Annotated in this window: 17 protein-coding genes; 8 read left to right on the top strand and 9 right to left on the bottom strand. The window is 72.7% G+C overall.

Features of this window, described 5'->3' with window-relative positions:
* The first annotated feature begins 199 nt into the window (after positions 1-199).
* Positions 200-928 (top strand): FadR/GntR family transcriptional regulator, encoded by a 729-nt coding sequence (locus AHOG_RS14510; protein WP_157736821.1) that lies wholly within the window; start codon positions 200-202, stop codon positions 926-928.
* A 55-nt stretch (positions 929-983) separates the two neighbouring features.
* On the opposite strand, the gene AHOG_RS14505 is transcribed toward AHOG_RS14510, so the two are convergent.
* Both AHOG_RS14505 and AHOG_RS14500 read right to left on the bottom strand, forming a co-directional pair.
* A complete protein-coding gene (locus tag AHOG_RS14505) occupies positions 984-1,259 on the bottom strand; it encodes a Rossmann-fold NAD(P)-binding domain-containing protein (protein WP_093941827.1) in 276 nt (91 codons plus the stop codon).
* Positions 1,256-2,446 carry a fumarylacetoacetate hydrolase family protein gene (locus AHOG_RS14500; protein WP_093941826.1) on the bottom strand — a complete coding sequence of 397 codons (1,191 nt, stop codon included), beginning with the start codon at positions 2,444-2,446 and terminating at the stop codon, positions 1,256-1,258. Before AHOG_RS14500 ends, AHOG_RS14505 begins: the two co-directional genes overlap by 4 nt.
* 533 nt (positions 2,447-2,979) lie before the next feature.
* Here AHOG_RS14500 and AHOG_RS14495 point away from each other — a divergent pair.
* Entirely contained in the window at positions 2,980-3,930 is a 951-nt protein-coding gene (locus AHOG_RS14495) for an aminoglycoside phosphotransferase family protein (RefSeq protein WP_093941825.1), read from the top strand.
* A 380-nt stretch (positions 3,931-4,310) separates the two neighbouring features.
* Here the strand turns inward: AHOG_RS14495 and AHOG_RS14490 are convergent, their stop codons facing one another.
* From AHOG_RS14490 to AHOG_RS14475, 4 genes are all read right to left on the bottom strand, one after another.
* Positions 4,311-5,072 carry a tyrosine-protein phosphatase gene (locus AHOG_RS14490; protein WP_093944468.1) on the bottom strand — a complete coding sequence of 254 codons (762 nt, stop codon included), beginning with the start codon at positions 5,070-5,072 and terminating at the stop codon, positions 4,311-4,313.
* A gap of 378 nt (positions 5,073-5,450) precedes the next feature.
* Complete coding sequence (locus AHOG_RS14485; protein ID WP_157736820.1) at positions 5,451-6,059, bottom strand: SRPBCC domain-containing protein; 609 nt, start codon at positions 6,057-6,059, stop codon at positions 5,451-5,453.
* Between the two features lie 182 nt (positions 6,060-6,241).
* Positions 6,242-7,066: an alpha/beta fold hydrolase gene (locus tag AHOG_RS14480; protein ID WP_093941823.1), complete on the bottom strand. Its 825-nt coding sequence runs from the start codon at positions 7,064-7,066 to the stop codon at positions 6,242-6,244.
* Entirely contained in the window at positions 7,063-8,652 is a 1,590-nt protein-coding gene (locus AHOG_RS14475; protein WP_093941822.1) for an MFS transporter, read from the bottom strand. The genes AHOG_RS14480 and AHOG_RS14475 overlap by 4 nt, the downstream gene beginning before the upstream one ends.
* Before the next feature lie 140 nt (positions 8,653-8,792).
* Between AHOG_RS14475 and AHOG_RS14470 the strand changes: the two genes are divergently transcribed.
* Positions 8,793-9,410: a TetR/AcrR family transcriptional regulator gene (locus AHOG_RS14470; RefSeq protein ID WP_093941821.1), complete on the top strand. Its 618-nt coding sequence runs from the start codon at positions 8,793-8,795 to the stop codon at positions 9,408-9,410.
* A gap of 27 nt (positions 9,411-9,437) precedes the next feature.
* On the opposite strand, the gene AHOG_RS30520 is transcribed toward AHOG_RS14470, so the two are convergent.
* The 3 genes from AHOG_RS30520 to AHOG_RS14455 form a co-directional block, all read right to left on the bottom strand.
* Positions 9,438-9,608 (bottom strand): hypothetical protein, encoded by a 171-nt coding sequence (locus AHOG_RS30520; RefSeq protein WP_376700101.1) that lies wholly within the window; start codon positions 9,606-9,608, stop codon positions 9,438-9,440.
* A 51-nt stretch (positions 9,609-9,659) separates the two neighbouring features.
* Positions 9,660-9,974: an FAD-dependent monooxygenase gene (locus AHOG_RS30515; protein WP_376700100.1), complete on the bottom strand. Its 315-nt coding sequence runs from the start codon at positions 9,972-9,974 to the stop codon at positions 9,660-9,662.
* Positions 9,975-10,381: 407 nt separating this feature from the next.
* Positions 10,382-11,350 carry an alpha/beta hydrolase family protein gene (locus tag AHOG_RS14455; RefSeq protein WP_093941819.1) on the bottom strand — a complete coding sequence of 323 codons (969 nt, stop codon included), beginning with the start codon at positions 11,348-11,350 and terminating at the stop codon, positions 10,382-10,384.
* Positions 11,351-11,537: 187 nt separating this feature from the next.
* On the opposite strand from AHOG_RS14455, the gene AHOG_RS14450 reads away from it, so the two are divergent.
* The 5 genes from AHOG_RS14450 (at position 11,538) to AHOG_RS14430 (ending at position 15,164) form a co-directional block, all read left to right on the top strand.
* Positions 11,538-12,134, top strand: coding sequence for a TetR/AcrR family transcriptional regulator (locus AHOG_RS14450; protein ID WP_093944467.1), 597 nt, complete (start codon positions 11,538-11,540; stop codon positions 12,132-12,134).
* 924 nt (positions 12,135-13,058) lie between these two features.
* Positions 13,059-13,280 (top strand): MmcQ/YjbR family DNA-binding protein, encoded by a 222-nt coding sequence (locus AHOG_RS29940; protein WP_245856801.1) that lies wholly within the window; start codon positions 13,059-13,061, stop codon positions 13,278-13,280.
* Positions 13,277-13,444, top strand: a complete 168-nt coding sequence (locus AHOG_RS29935; RefSeq protein WP_245856798.1) for an MmcQ/YjbR family DNA-binding protein — start codon at positions 13,277-13,279, stop codon at positions 13,442-13,444. The genes AHOG_RS29940 and AHOG_RS29935 overlap by 4 nt, the downstream gene beginning before the upstream one ends.
* Entirely contained in the window at positions 13,441-13,839 is a 399-nt protein-coding gene (locus AHOG_RS14435; protein ID WP_093941817.1) for an MmcQ/YjbR family DNA-binding protein, read from the top strand. The genes AHOG_RS29935 and AHOG_RS14435 overlap by 4 nt, the downstream gene beginning before the upstream one ends.
* 266 nt (positions 13,840-14,105) lie before the next feature.
* On the top strand, positions 14,106-15,164 hold the full coding sequence (locus tag AHOG_RS14430; RefSeq protein WP_093941816.1) for an SDR family oxidoreductase: 1,059 nt from the start codon (positions 14,106-14,108) through the stop codon (positions 15,162-15,164).
* Positions 15,165-15,202: the final 38 nt, after the last annotated feature.

Below are 15,202 nucleotides of genomic sequence, written 5' to 3'. Positions count from 1 at the left end.
TCGGAGACGTCCGACAGCGCGGTCCCTCCGACGCGGCCCACACGGGTGCGGTGGGATCGACCGGGTCGGCACGGTGAGAACGGCCGCCGAGAATGACCGGGACTATGATCCGATCATCGGACGATCACCCGCCGAGGTCCCTGCCGATCCTGCGCAGCCGGGCTGTCTGATAATCGGACGGAGCTACTCCGAGGGAGTCATGACCATGCCGGCCATCAGCCCTGTGCCGCGGTCTCGCCCGCCCCGGCTGTCGGCGGTGGTGGCCGACCGGATCGTCGAGGATCTGTTCGCGCGAGGGCTGCGACCGGGGGACCGGCTGCCGACGGAGGCCGAGCTGGCCCGGCGACACGAGGTGAGCCGGACCGTCGTCCGGGAGGCGGGCCGAATCCTGGACCAGCGCGGAATCGTGGACATCCGGCCCGGCCGCGGCATGGTGGTCGCGGTCCCGGACGCCACCGTCGTGACGTCGCATTACGAGCTGATGCTGCGGATGAACACCGCGACGTTCGGACAGCTGATGCAGGCCCGCCTGCTCATCGAGGTGGAGGTCGCGGCGCTCGCCGCGCGGAACCGGACCGAGGACGACCTCGTCGAACTGGGCGCCACGATCGACGCGAGCCGGGCGGGTCCGCACGACTACGACACCAGCCTGGACGCCGACCTGCGCTTCCACCGGCTGATCTCCCGGGCGTCGCGGAACCCGTTCGTCGCGATGTTGATGGATCCGGTCAACGAATGCCTGCGCCTGGCCTGCGGAGACACCCGTGGCCATCTCGCCGGCCAGACCGACACGCTCGACGAGCACGCGGCGATCCTGGCCGCGGTGCGGGACCGCGACGCCGACGCGGCCCGGCAGGCGACGCGCGCGCACCTGGACCGGGTGGCCGGCGCGGCGGACTCGCTGGTGGTACGGGACACCGGACGCTGAGGCACCCGCCGCGGGTCGCTCCTCGACGACGGCGGCCGTCGGACCGGCCCGCTGTTCAGGGCCTCGACCGCCGACGACAGGCAGGCGACCCCGACCGTGCCGCGTCACTGCCGTGATCCGGCACGGTGGCCACCGCGATCCCGCGGACCCCGGCGGCCTCGACGTCGTCGTACCCGATGCCGTATCGGATCACGGTCGCCCGCGGCGCGAGCACCGTCTCCGGCTCGGTCCGGCAGGAGCGGACGCTGAACTCGACCCGAACCGCGTCGCGACCGCGGGTCTCGTCCGTGACGTCGAGGAACGCGTGGTCGGTGACGACGACCTTCGTCATCCGGTCACCATCGTGGCGGAGCCGAGCAGCCCGCGTTCGGCGAGGTTGGCCATGAGCGAACGGATGCCGAACGTCCAGTCGGGGGCCTGCTCGGCGGAGGTGACCTCGTTCACCAGCGTTCCGAGCCGAGGCGAGGAGATCGAGACCACGTCACCGTCCCGATGGGTGAAGCCTGCACCGGGCCGCCCGCGGTCCTCGGTCGGCGCGAACATGGTGCCGGTGAACAGCACGAACCCGTCGGGATAGCTGTGGTGTGGCCCGTGCGCGTGGGCGATCAGCTCGACCGGGTCCCGACTGATCTCGGACACCGGGTTGATCCCGCGCAGGGTGAAGCCGTCCTCGCCGGTCACCTCGAGGGTGATCTCGACCGCACGCGCGTCGTCCAGGCCGAACTCGTCGTCGAACAGCCGCAGGAACGGGCCGATCGCGCAGGAGGCGTTGTTGTCCTTCGCCTCGGTCAGCAGCAACGCGCTGCGTCCCTCGAAGTCCCGCAGATTGACGTCGTTGCCGAGCGTCGCGGCGACCGGCCGGCCGGTGGACGTGACGGCCAGTACCAGCTCGGGCTCGGGATTGTTCCACTCGGAACGGGCCAGAACGCCGATCTGGTCGCCGGTCCCGACCGCCGACAGCACGGGTGCCTTCGTGAAGATCTCCGGGTCCGGGCCGATGCCGACCTCGAGGTACTGCGACCACAGACCCTCCGCGACCAGCACCTCCTTGACGGCAGCGGCCTCCGGGGAGCCGGGCCGCAGCTGGGAGATCCGCCCGCGCACGGCATCCCCGATGCGCACGCGGACGTCCTCGGCTCTCCCGGCGTCGCCCTTCGCCCGTTCCTCGATCACGCGCTCGACCATGCTGCGCACGAACGTGACCCCGGCCGCCTTGAGGACCTGCAGATCGACCGGCGCGAGGAGGCGGGCAGCCGAGCGGTCGCGCCGCAGGGTCGCGTCGATCAGGTCTCCCAGGTCCCAGCCGGGCCCCTCGTGCTCGCCGACGACAGCGTGGACGTCGGACCGTTCCAGCAGGTCGGACACGGTCGGCGCGACGGGCGTCAGGTCGACGGCACGGCCGTCCCGGACCGCCGCGACGCACGGGCCGCCCACCGCGGGATCGAACACCCGCGCCACCAGGAGAGCCCGGTCGGCGTCCTCGGGCAGGAGCCGCTCCGCCTGAGCTCGTAGATCCACGACGATCTCCCTCCGGCGGCGCCCCTCGCCATATGAGTCGTATCATCATACAAAGGCGGCAGGCAACCAGTTCTGGGAGACGAAGCCGTCCTGACCGCGAAGCGCCGGCCCGGCCGCACGGTCTCGCCGGTGAGCACGCGCGAACGAGCCCTGAAGAGGATCTCGTGCCGAGACCCGTGCAGCCGGTGCGAACGGCCCGGTGACATGGGCGTTCTCGACACGGTCCCGAATCACCGTTTCGCCCGGGCTGAGGAGGCCCACGCCGCGACGAGGCACGGCCACGCGCGGGTGTCGACCCGCGGCAGCGCACCCGAGCGGCCCCTTCCCGGCGTATTCGGGCGGCATCCCGACCGGGCACGCCGGACCGCCGTCGTGGCTGCCACGCACGCCCCGGCGACGCCGCCGCGGGCGCAGCACGGACGCCTGACCCGCATGACTCGCCCCCCGCGACGCTGCCCGGGAAATCGATCGTCGCCCGCCGGCCGACCTCGCTAGAGTGCGTCCCCAGCCGACCCGGACAGAAGGTGCCGTCGATGCCCGCAGCAGCTCGTCGTGTCGAGGTTCCCGCCGCCCTGGCCGCCTCCCACGCCCGCCACGGCGGCGACGCGGGCCGCGCCTGGATCGCCGCTCTGCCCGCCCTCGTCGAGGAGATGCTCGACCGCTGGGAACTACGACCGGACGGGCGCGGCCGCCACGGCGTCGTCGCCCTGGTGATCCCCGTCCTGCGTGCCGACGGGACACCGGCCGCGGTGAAGTTCCAGCCGGTCGACGAGGAGAACAGCGCCGAACCCGTCGGACTGCGGCACTGGCGAGGCGACGGCATCGTCCGACTCCTCCAGGACGACCCCGCCACCGGCACCCTGCTGCTGGAACGCCTGGACGGCGACCGCTGCCTCACCGAGATCCCCGATGACCTGACCGCGCTGCGCGTCCTCGCCGAACTCGATGCCCGACTCACCGCCGTCACCGCCCCGGCCGGCCTGCGCAGGCTCGCCGACATCGCCGCCGCGATGCTCGCCGACGTCCCCGTCGCCGAACGGCACCTGACCGACCCCGCCGACCAGACCCTGCTGCGCACCTGCGCGGCGGCGGTGGCCGAGGTCATCGGCGAACCCGGCGACCGCCTGCTGCACTGGGACCTGCACTACGAGAACGTGCTGGCCGCACCACCCGGCAGCGACCGGGAACCCTGGATCGCCATCGACCCCAAACCGCTGGCGGGCGACCCCGGCTTCGAGGTGCTGCCCGCGCTCGACAACCGATGGCCCGACATCGTGGCCACCGGCGACGCACCCCGCGCCGTGCTGCGCCGCTTCGACCTGATGACCGAGATCATGGACCTGGACCGCGACCGGGCCGCCCACTGGACCCTCGGCCGCGTCCTGCAGAACGCACTGTGGGACATCGAGGACGGCGAGACCGCGATCCACCCCGAACAGACCCTCATCGCCCGCGCCGTCCTGCGCCGCCTCCACCCCGCCTGACACACCCACCGACCGACCAGACGGTGGCCGCGCGCGGCCACCTCCACGGCACGCGCCGACCTGTCGAGCCTCACGACGCGGTGTGAGACGGCCGGGACGCCGGGGACCCCGATCACTCGCCCCTACCCGCCCCTCCCGACGCGGCCGCGTCCCGACTGCTCACCCCACCCGGCCCGCCGATGACCCGCCGGCCCCGCTCACGGCCTCGTGGTCTCCCGACGCCGCGGCCGACGCCGTCGCGGTGACGAGACGGCCGCCACGGGAGAGGACGTGCGGCGCGAACCGTCGCGCGGGCCGCGGACGGTCACCCCGATCGGCGCCATGTCCTCCTGCGGCACCCGGCCGACCCGCCTCGGCTTGGAACCGGAGATCGGCGGCGATCAGGCCGATCGCCGATCCGGGGCGATCGGCTCCGGTTCGAGGAACCGGTCGCGCAGGGCCGCGGCCACCGCCGCGTCGTCCAGCCCCGTCCCGCGCACGTACTCGGCCGCCGAGCCATGGGCGGCGGCGAGCTCGGTCAGCATCAGCCGCATCGCCTCCCTCGGCGCTCGCCCGTAGCCGGGCCACCGCAACGGCGGCTTGCGCGGGTCGGCCTTCCAGTCGGCGACGAACCGCTGCGTCGCGAGTTCCGTCAGGGCGTAGTCGTCGACGATGTCCTCCTCGGACACCCCCAGCAACGCCAGCAGCAACGCCGCCAGGACACCGGTCCGATCCTTGCCCGTCCGGCAGTGGAACAGCACCGGGGCGTCGGCTTCGAAGGCGATGACCTCCAGCGCGCGGCGCAGCTCCGCCGTCCCGTCGGCGAGCAGTTCGGCATAGCGGTCGGCGAAGTATCGGGCCGGTTCGATCGCGGGATCCAACGCCGCCTGCTCATAGGGGCGGTGCTCGACACTCAGGTTGTGATACACCAGCCCGTCATACTGCGGCACCCGGCCGTTGGCCTCGATCTCGTAGGGATACCGCAGGTCGATCACCGTGCCGATCCCCAGCTCACGAAACCGCGGCCACTCCTCGGCGCGCAGACTCGACACCGCGTCGGCCCGGAACAGCCTGCCCCACCGCACCCGGTGGCCGTCCGCGGTCCGATAGCCGCCCAGGTCACGGAAGTTGTGCAGGCCGACGAACTCCACATGGCGATTCACCGGGTCATGGTAGGAGATCCGACTGCCTCCGAGGTCCCGTGCCGCCGGGCGGACGGCCGTCCTTCGATCGGCGGCGGCACCGGCCGATCTCGCCGCCGCATGCCATGCGGCCGCGAGCTCCGCGCGAACAGGCCCGGTCGGGCGCCGTGCTCCGCGACTCCTGGCGCCGTGCTCCCGGCCGACCGTGGAGACCGATGAGCGGCTGACGGACACCACGGCCGGCTGATCGCCATCGAGGCCGACTCGGCGGCCGTCGCGCCGATCACGGCCGCGCGGGGCGGCGGCGAACGAGCATCCGGCACCGCGAACCCGTCCCGGCGAACCGACCTCGTCGGCGGCCGTCGCCGGGAGCCGACCTCGGCAGGACTGCCGCGGCGATCAGCGGCCCGCGTCGTCGGCCCCCGTCGCGTCGACGCCTGCGGCGGCCAAGGTCGCCGACCAGGCACGGCTGACGCGGCCTGCCAGCCCCGCGGTCGCGAACACCGACGTCACGCCCGTCGAGTCCGCTTCGGCGTCTCCGTCCAGACACGCCGCCAGGGCGATCAGGCTCAGCTCCCACTCGGTCCCGATGCCCCGGGCACCGGACTCCGGGTCGTCGGGAACCCGCTCCAGCAGGCCGTCCGGTGCCGAATGCCGCAGTTCCAGCAGCGTGCCGCCGTCCTCGTCCGGGGCCAGCCGCAGCTCCACCCGCTCACCGCCGGGCTCCCCGTAGACCCAGCTGACCACGAGCAGCCACGGCGGCGCACACCGCAGCACCTCGCCGTGGCCGCTGCCGGGGAAGGCGAACCGACCACCCACCCGAAGATCTCCCTCGGGCCGCTGGAAGAAGCACGCCAGCCGATCGGGGTCGGTGCACGCGTCCCAGACGTCCGAGACGTGTGCCGCGTACCGCCGACGCAGCGTCAGCGCCTCACCCGTCGCCTCGTCGGGGGCGCTGACCTCACGGCGAGTACCGGCGAGGGCGTCGACGTCCGTCGATGAGGCCATCTTCCGTGAGTACCCGCCACCGACCGAGGCGGCAACTCCGCCGCAGACAGGGTCGCGGCGAGGCGGCCCGCACGGACCTCGACGCCGCGGGCCAGGACGGCGATCGACGGGGGAGGGGCCATGCTCGCGGCTCCCCGGGTCGGCTCGGCGGCGGGCGGCGTCCCGCTCGGAGGCCTGGGACCTCAGCGGCGGCCCGTCGCGTGGGTCGCACCGAGGAAGTCGCGCACCGTCTCGGCGAAGCCCGCCGGGTCGTCGTCGTGGACCCAGTGGCCGCATCCGGGGAACGTCCGGAGCACGGTGTGGGGACGTCGCCGCGCCATGTCCTCGGCCATGTCGGTGGGCAGCACGGTGCTGTCTCGGCCGTGGACGAGCAGCGCCGGGCAGTCCGAACCGAGCCAGTCCGGCCGCCAGTCGCCGATCAACTCCTCCTGCGAGGACGTCACGTCGTCGTGGTCGAACAGGAAACCCCAGCCGTCGGCGTACTCGTGGGCGCTCTCCAGGAAGTAGGTCGCGTCGGGGATCCCGCGGCTCTCCACCTCCCGGCGCAGGGCCGCCAACGTCGGAGCACGACGAACCCAGCCCCGCACGTCCAACACCGGGTCGGCGATCTCGGGCCGCCGGTTGAGGGCGCCGCCCTCCTCGACGACCAACGCGCTGACCAGGTCCGGACGGCGCGCGGCCACCCGGAAGGCGATCACGCCGCCCATCGAGTGACCGAGCACCGGCATCGGCCCCGAGGAACGAGCGAGGTCGTCGAGGAACTCGGTGACGTCGGCGGTGTAGGCGTCCGGGGTCACGTCGCCGTCGCGGCCGCTGTGGCCGTGGCCCCGCAGGTCCAGGGCGATCACGCGGTGGTCCGGTGCGAGATCGGCGGCCAGGCGGGCGAACTGTCGGCCCCGACCGAAGTGCCCGTGCAGCACGAGGAGCGGGGTTCCGGCGCCGCCGAAGTCCAGGTAGGCCAGTCGCAGGCCGCGCACCGTCGCGTGGTGTTCTGTCGGTGTCCTCATCGTGCTCCTCGGCGGGACGGATCGGGTGTGTGCAGGGTCGCCGCCGTCAGCACCGCCGCCGCCAGTGCGAGACAGGCGGCGAGGACGGCGGCATGGGTCAGGCCCGTGACGAACGCCTGTCGGGCCGCGGCCGCGAGTCGATCGCCCTCGGGGCCGCCGAGCAACGCGGCGGCCCGCAGAGCGCCGCTGATCGACTCGACCGGGACGGCCTGCTCCGACGGGGGCGGGGGCGCGGTGCGTGCGGCGAGGCGCTCGGCGGGGATCCCGCCCAGCACGGCCACGCCGAGGCTGCCGCCCAGTTTGAAGGCGGTCTCGTTGACGGCGGCGATCGAACCCGCCTGCGGTGCGCCGGCCGAGCCCAGCATGGCGGTGCTCGCGGCGGTCACCGCGGCGCCGTTGCCCGCGGCGAGCAGGAGCAGGCCGGCCGACAGCACTTCGTGGTGAGCGGTGTGCGCGCCCAGGGGGATCAGCGTCAATCCCAGGGCCAGCACGCCCAGGCCGCAGGCGACGGTCCATCGCAGGCCGATTCGTCCGATCAGACGGGGCGTGATCGGGGCCATGCCCAACTGGCCTGCCGCGATCGGGAGCAGCAGCAGCGCGGTCTCGGATGGGGAGCGGCCCGACACCTCCTGGAAGTACTGGGTGAGGAGGAACAGCATGCCCATCAGCGCGAAGAATCCCGCGGCCGCGGCCACCGCGGCAGGCCAGAAGGCACGGTCGGTCACCAGGCGCGGGTCGAGCATCGGAGGCCGTGTCCGGCGTTGGCGGGCGGCGAATCCGCCGAGCAGCACGATGGCCGCCCCGATCGTGAGCAGCGTCCCGGCGTCGAACAGACCACGCCGGGGTGCCTCGATGAGCGCGTGGACCGACGCGACCAGACCGCCGGACACCAGTGCCATGCCGAGCAGGTCGGGTCGCGCGGTGCGGTCGGGCGCCGTCGGCGGGACGGCGAGGACGACGGCGAGGGCCACGGCGGGCAGGACGCCTACCATGGCCGCGAACACCGCCCGCCAGCCCAGCTGCTCGACGAGCAGCCCGCCGGTCATCGGCCCCAGCACGACGCCCAGCCCGGCGACTCCGGCCCACACCGCCACCGCGCGGGCGAGTTCCGCGCGGGGGAACACGCTGCGGATGATCGCCAGAGTCGCGGGCATGACCATCGCGTTGCCGACGCCGAGCAGCGCCCTGGCGGCGATCAGCTCGCCGGGGCCGGCGGCGACGGCGGCCCACACCGCGGCGACGACCAGCACGGCGAGTCCGCCCAGCAGCACCCGACGACGTCCGTAACGGTCGCCGACCGCCCCCATCGTGATCAGTAGCGAGGCCAGGGCCAGCACGGTCGCCTCGGTGATCCATTGAAGCTGGCCGGTGGTGGCGCGCAGGTCGCGGGCGATGTCGGGGAGTGCGACGGTCACCGCCATCACGGTGGTGCTCATGGTGAGCAGGGCGGCGGCCAGCGCCCAGAGGATCACTCGGCGACGCGGATGGCCGGTCTCCTCGGCCGCCGGGCGCGGTCCGACCGCGGCCGACGCAGGTGCGTCGTCGTCGCCGAGTGGTGCTCGCGGCGTCGGATCGGGTCCTGTCACGCGCTGCTCCTCCTACGGACACGGCGGATCGAGGAGTGAGCATAACGAACGTTATTCCGATTGGCATCACAGGTGTCATGTCCACCTGCCGAATACCCTGAACACGACAGACCCGACCCCGAGACCAACGGAGTGCCGCCGTGGCCAGGCCCCGCGACCCGCGCCGCCGCGTCGAACTGCTCGACGCGATCCTGGACTACCTGGTCGAGCACGGGATCGCCCAGCTCTCCCTGCGTCCCCTGGCGGAGGCCCTCGGACACAGCACCTTCGTGCTCACCCACCACTTCACCAACAAGGACGAGCTCATCGCCGCCGTCCTGGCACACCTCGACGAACGGCAGCGCGGCAGGCTGCGCGCCCTGCCCGGCTGGGACGAGGGGCGCAGCCTCGGCGCCGTCGTCCGCGCATCCTGGGACTGGCACCTCGCCCCGGACTCGCTGCCGCTCGTCCGGCTGCTGCACGAGATCGAGGGTCTCGCGGCGGCGGGCAGACTCCGAGGCTCCTACGTCCCCACGATGCTGGGCGACCGCGCCGAGTTCGTCGCCGAGGCCCTCCAGACCCACGGCGTCCCCGCCGACGTCGCACGCCGCAACGCCACCCTGCTCAACGCCGCCTACGCGGGCCTGCAACTGGACTACCTGACCACCGGCGACCGTGATCGCGTGGAGGAGGCCGTCGAGGAGCTGATCCGACTGGCCGACCAGTGGACCGAGGCAGGCGACGCCCCCGCCACCGGATGTACCGCCCACGGGCGGTGACCTCGCGGCCGCCGCCCGCCGCCCGGCCTAGGCGACACCGGACGACGAGAGGCGCGGGCGAGACGCCGGTGCCATCCTGCCCGCCGGGGCACCGGCCACGCCGAAGTCGGTGCCCGCCAACTCCCGCAGCCGCCCGCTCAGCTCCGCCAGCGTCGGCGGCGTCCTCGAGTCCTCGGCGACCCCGGCGGCGGACGCCATGATGCGGAACATCCCGTCCCCGATCGGCGCGGCGCCGAACCGCTGCCAGGTCTAGCCGACCTCGGCCGTCACCTCGGCCACCTCCCGCGGTGACGCCGTCGGCGTCCTGGCTCGCCGCTGCTCGGTCAGCAGCCGGTCGGTGACCGGTTGCGGGATGCCCAGGACGTAGGGATACGCGGTGTCGACCGACGGAGACGGCTTGTCGATGCCCGCGAAGAACCCGCCGACCGGACACTTCGTGCCGTGGTCGAGAAAGCGCTCCAGCAGACCGCGCTGATCCCTCAGCTCGATGCTGCGCGCGTGCAGGCCGAGCGAGCGGACGACCTGGGTGGGTTCCGCGTCCCGCTCCAGGACGACGACGTGCACCCCCGTGCAACCGCAGCTCGGCGGCCGACATCACTCCGGTGGGCCCGCCGCCCGACGATCACGTCGATCACGAGATTCCCCCGATCCGCTCAGGTCGCTTCCGGCCCGCCTGCCGGACGGGTCCGGCGGCACGGATGCCCGCGTCCCGTGCGTCGGGTACTCCGCGCACCACGCCGCGAGTCCCCGGCACACCGACACCGCGCACCCGGCTGCCGCCGCCGTCTTCGCTGGTGACGGCGGCGGCCCGGTGGGGGTCGCGCGCGGTGATCAGCGCGTGCACGACCGCCGCGGCCGGCCTCGGGCGATCTCTCGGCCGAGGCCGGCCGCGGTGAAAGCGATCAGCGCCGTGGTGGTGGGGCTCCGGTGGTGGCGGACGGGGCGGGCACGCGACGGTGCTCGGACGCGGCTCACGACTTGGACTCGACCTTCCCGAGCGGCCGCGGGGCGGCGGCCAGCGCGTCGCAGGCGGTCTGCCACGCGGGGTCGCCGGGGTAGAGCCGCGAGCGGAGGTAGGCGGTGGTGAGCCGTTGGACCACGGCCACCCGTTCGGGATCGTCATCGGTGGTCTCGGCGACGTCGTATCCGGACACCCCGCCCAGGGAGTGCTCCCCGCCGTACAGGGTGAGCAGGGCCTTCGGGCCGGGCGCCAGGAAGTACGGGTCGGTGCTCCAGGTGGGGCCCAGAACCGTGAGGTGGGCGGAGTCGTCTCGGTCGCCCGCGACGACGAGCGCGGGCGTCGTCATCGTGGACAGGTCCGTGGTCAGGAGGAACGGATAGTTCTCGGCCGTGAGATCGCGCAGGGCCGCCCGGTCGCCTCGGCCGGGCGCGGCCAGCAGCACGCCCGCGGTGATGCGCGGCTCGGTCAGGTCGACCTCGGTGGCGTCGTCGGGATCGGCGAGTCGAGAGCCCAGCAGCAGGCTCGCGGTGTGTCCGCCCATCGAGTGGCCGACCACGGCGACCCTGTCCCGGTCCAGACGGCCGCCGAGTCCGGGGACGGCGTCCTCGATCGCGTCGAGCCGATCGAGGACGCGGGTCATGTCCTGCGCTCGTGATCGCCAGTACAGCGGCGCCTCGGGATCGTTCGGGTCCAGGCGCAGCGTGCGGGAGTCCAGGTGGGTGGGCTGGATGACGGCGAAGCCGTGCGCGGCGTAGAAGTCGGCGAGCGGCCCGTATCCCAACCGTGAGGACAGGTGTCGAGAGGGGCCGTGGCCGTGGGAGAGCAGGATGATCGGCAGCCGAGCGCCGCCGGTCGCCGGGATGGAGACGCGGGCCTGGAGGTCGACGGCGCGGCCGGGAACGGGCAGCACGACGGGGTTGACGGAGAGGACGGGCGTCGGCGCGTCGACTCGCTCGGTCGCGAAGGCGGGTTCGCTCATGATGGGGTGGTCTCCTTCTCAATGGTGGCCGTCGTCGGGGTGCCGTCGAGCCGATGACGGGAGGCGGCAGGCGAGGATCACGGGGCGGCGGCTCCTGCCGCGGCAGCCACCCCCATAAACGGAACACTGTTCCGGAAACATACGGAACACTGTTCCGTCTTGTCAACGCCCGAGAGAAGGAGTGAAGGTGTCCGAGACCGATCCGTCCCAGAAGACGCCCGCCCGGGGGCGCCGGGCCGATGCCGTGCGCAACCAGCAGGCCCTGCTGGCCGCCGCCGCCCAGGTGTTCGTCGCCTCTGGCGTCGACGCGCCCATCCGGGAGATCGCCTCGGCGGCAGGCGTGGGAGTCGCCACGATCTACCGGCACTTCCCGACCCGCGCCGACCTCGTCGTCGCCGTCTACCGCCACCAGGTGGAGGCCTGCGCCGCAGCGGGACCACGACTGGCCGCCGCCGCCGACTCGCCCTTCGACGCGCTGAGGCGGTGGACCGACCTCTACATCGACTTCGTCGTCACCAAACACGGCCTCGCGGGCGCGATGCAGCCGGGCAACGAGAACTTCGCCACACTGCACGCCTACTTCCTCGACCGACTCGTCCCCGTCGCCGCCGGACTCCTCGACGCCGCGGTCCAGGCCGAGGAGATCAGGCCCGGCACCACGCCCTACGAATTGATGCGCGGCATCGGCAACCTCTGCATCGGGCACGACAGCGACCCGGACTACGACCCGCGTCGACTCGTCGACCTGCTCCTACGCGGCCTCCGACGGCCGACCTCCCGCTAGAACGTCGACTGGACCCCGGCATCGGACTCGTCTGCCAGAACATGCCCGGCGCGCGGACGGCGACGACATGCAGGGCGCGCCGCGGCCGCCCTGGTCGAACAGATTCGGACCGACGCGCCGGTGCGCGGGAACCTGAGGACGCCGGCGCGCCTGGCCGCCCAGGCGCCGTGGACACCGCCGTCCGACGTCATCGCCCGCAGGCATGAGTCCCTCGCCGAAAGGCCCCTCACCGCCCGGCGGAGAACCGCCACGGCCTGGAACGACGTCGAGGCCGACGTCAGCACATCATCGTCCTGAACGACTGAGAGACGAGCACTCAGGGCGCCGTCCGCCGCTCACCGACCGGTCGTGCCTTCCCCGGCCGCGACCGCGTCGAGGGCCATGCCCGCGCGGTCGCCGGCGAAACGGCCGAGGTCCGCGCAATCCGAAGACACCGAGAGGACCGGCCGCACTCCGGGTCTCCCACCCGGGCACCGCCGCGGACTCCCGGCTGCGAGCAGGCGTCGCCGGTCGATGAGTTCACGCACCGCTGTGCCGGTTCCAGCGGCAGGTCTTCGGATGGACCATGCCGAGGAACGCGGAGTAGTCCGGTTCAGTGGCTCGACGCCGAGGGTGCACATGACACCTGGTCACCCATCTGTGGCCGCGCAGGTCGTTGACGTCCTTGAAGTCGGCGACCGCGCCGCGCTCGGCGAGGATGCGTTCGATGCGCCGCCACCCTCCGCGACCGGATGGAAGACCGACGGTTCCTCGCCAGGCTCGGCGGGGACGAGTTCGCCGGCGTGGACGGCCGGTCCGGCCCGCGGCGGAGAGGCGGGCGTCGGCGCCTCTCCGCCGCGCGGCTGAACTGTGCCGCCGCGACAGCCGGCGCACACTCAGCAATGGCCGGTGCCGCAGCCGACCCCTCAAGGAGGACGACACCCCATGACTCCGCACACGATCGCCGCCGACTGTGCGCAGGAGCTTCCCGGAGCCCGACCGGGCCGCCCCTTCGGGGACGACTGGGACGTCTTCACAGTGCGAGGCAAGGTGTTCATGCCGATGACCGAGGTCCCCGGGCGTCCGGTCGTGATCCTCAAGGCGGACCCCGCCGGGGCCCTCGCCCTGCGAGAGCACAACAGCCACATCACCCCGGCTACCACATGAACAAGAAGCACTGGATCACGCTGGAGGACGGCGACGGCGTGGACGGGCGGCTCATCCGAGAGCTCGTCACCGAGTCCTACCGGCTCGTCGTCACTCGCCTGCCCAAGAGCGACCAGCCCGTCGACCCGCACACCTACGCGGGCGGCACGCGGGTATCCCGGTGAGCGCGGCCGGCGATCGGCTCCAGGACACCGCGCGCAAGGCGGCCCTCGCCCTGCCCGAGGTCAGCCGCGGACGCCCCTTCACCCCCCGGCTCGACGTGTACAAGGTCGCGGGCAGGGTGTTCCTCATCGTCACCGACGACCCGAACGAACAGATCATCACGGTCGAGTGCGAACCTGAGCACGCCCGCGCCCACGTGCACGCCTACGCCTCGGTCACGCCGGGCCGCTACTTCGACGAACGCCACTGGATCACGCTCGAGGCGGGACCCGGCATCGTCAAGCGGCTGATCACCGACGTAGTCGAGGACTCTTACGACCTGGCCGTCCAGCGGCTGCCACGCCGCGATCGCCCCGGCCCCCCGATGAACACCCCGAGGACGCCCACCGCCGGCTGAGCTGCCCCCTGCCCGCGCCCCGGTTCCGGTTCTTCCACCGGCCGCCCGCGGCCCACGCCGCCCGAAGCGCGAGCCCGGCGCCAACAGCCATGAGCATCGCTCATCGAACAGGTGAGAAAGATTCCTTGGACTCATGAGTCGAGCTCGACGAGGCTGGAACTCGGCCGTCGCCACCGCCCGCAGCCGAGGCCCTTCCGGCGACGGCCGTCCTGATCACGGCCCGCACGTCGTCCCGATTCCGCGGACGTCGCATCGAAAGAGGAGTCATGAGCACTCGACACAAGGTCGCACTCGTGGTCGGCGCCAACGGAGTCATCGGCGGCGGACTCGTCGAGCACCTTCTCGAACTCGGCGACTGGCAGGTCGTCGGCCTCTCACGCCGAGGCGGTCGCTGCGCCGACCGGCTGCGGCACGTCCGCGTCGACCTGCTCGACACCGAAGAAACCCGCTCCACGCTCGCGGGGCTCACCGACGTGACCCACATCTTCTACGCGGCCTACCAGGACCGACCCAGCTGGTCGGCGCTGGTGCCGCCCAACCTCGCGATGCTGACCAACGTCGTCGACGCGATCGAACCGGTCGCCCGAGGACTCGAACACGTCAGCCTCATGCAGGGCTACAAGGTCTACGGCGCCCACCTGGGCCCCTTCAAGACACCGGCGAGGGAGACCGACGCCGGACACATGCCGCCGGAGTTCAACGTCGATCAGCAGCAGTTCCTGCAACGCCGTGCGGAAGGTCGGAACTGGAGCTGGTCGGCGATCCGCCCCTCGGTGGTCTCCGGGGTCGCCGTGGGAAACCCGATGAACCTGGCGATGGCGATCGCCGTCTACGCCACCCTGTCCCGGGAGCTCGGGCTTCCGCTGCGCTTCCCCGGCAGCCCCGGCGCCTACGACAGCCTGCTGGAGATGACCGACTCCGGACTGCTGGCCAAGGCGACCGTCTGGGCCGCCACCGACCCCGGATGCACGGGGCAGGCCTTCAACATCGGCAACGGCGACCTCTTCCGCTGGAGCGAACTGTGGCCGAAGATCGCCGGCTACTTCGACCTCGAGGCCGCACCGCCGCTGCCGATGTCGCTGGCCGAGGTCATGGCCGACAAGGAGCCGCTGTGGGACGCGATCGTCTCGCGGGAGGGCCTGGCCCCGAACTCCTATGCGGCGGTCTCCTCCTGGTCGTTCGCCGACGCAGTGTTCTCCTGGGACTACGACATGTTCGGCGACGGATCCAAGGCCCGCCGTCATGGGTTCCACGAGTACGTCCAGACCGATCAGATGCTCTTCGACGTCTTCACCCGTCTGCGGACGCGACGCGTCATCCCCTGACCGGCGAGGCGGGTCCGTGACCCGCCGCCCGCGTCGGC

It is taken from the genome of Actinoalloteichus hoggarensis, assembly GCF_002234535.1.
In the GTDB taxonomy this organism is placed as follows: domain Bacteria; phylum Actinomycetota; class Actinomycetes; order Mycobacteriales; family Pseudonocardiaceae; genus Actinoalloteichus_A; species Actinoalloteichus_A hoggarensis.
The sequence above is the reverse complement of the archived record's forward strand: the minus strand, read 5'-3'. Positions and strand labels throughout refer to the sequence as shown.

Coding starts and splice junctions, on each gene's coding strand:
- AHOG_RS14510 (WP_157736821.1), top strand. CDS start 200: ATGACCATGCCGGCCATCAGCCCTGTGCCGCGGTCTCGCCCGCCCCGG.
- AHOG_RS14505 (WP_093941827.1), bottom strand. CDS start 1,259: ATGACGAAGGTCGTCGTCACCGACCACGCGTTCCTCGACGTCACGGAC.
- AHOG_RS14495 (WP_093941825.1), top strand. CDS start 2,980: ATGCCCGCAGCAGCTCGTCGTGTCGAGGTTCCCGCCGCCCTGGCCGCC.
- AHOG_RS14485 (WP_157736820.1), bottom strand. CDS start 6,059: ATGGCCTCATCGACGGACGTCGACGCCCTCGCCGGTACTCGCCGTGAG.
- AHOG_RS14480 (WP_093941823.1), bottom strand. CDS start 7,066: ATGAGGACACCGACAGAACACCACGCGACGGTGCGCGGCCTGCGACTG.
- AHOG_RS30520 (WP_376700101.1), bottom strand. CDS start 9,608: ATGGCGTCCGCCGCCGGGGTCGCCGAGGACTCGAGGACGCCGCCGACG.
- AHOG_RS14455 (WP_093941819.1), bottom strand. CDS start 11,350: ATGAGCGAACCCGCCTTCGCGACCGAGCGAGTCGACGCGCCGACGCCC.
- AHOG_RS29940 (WP_245856801.1), top strand. CDS start 13,059: ATGACTCCGCACACGATCGCCGCCGACTGTGCGCAGGAGCTTCCCGGA.
- AHOG_RS29935 (WP_245856798.1), top strand. CDS start 13,277: ATGAACAAGAAGCACTGGATCACGCTGGAGGACGGCGACGGCGTGGAC.
- AHOG_RS14430 (WP_093941816.1), top strand. CDS start 14,106: ATGAGCACTCGACACAAGGTCGCACTCGTGGTCGGCGCCAACGGAGTC.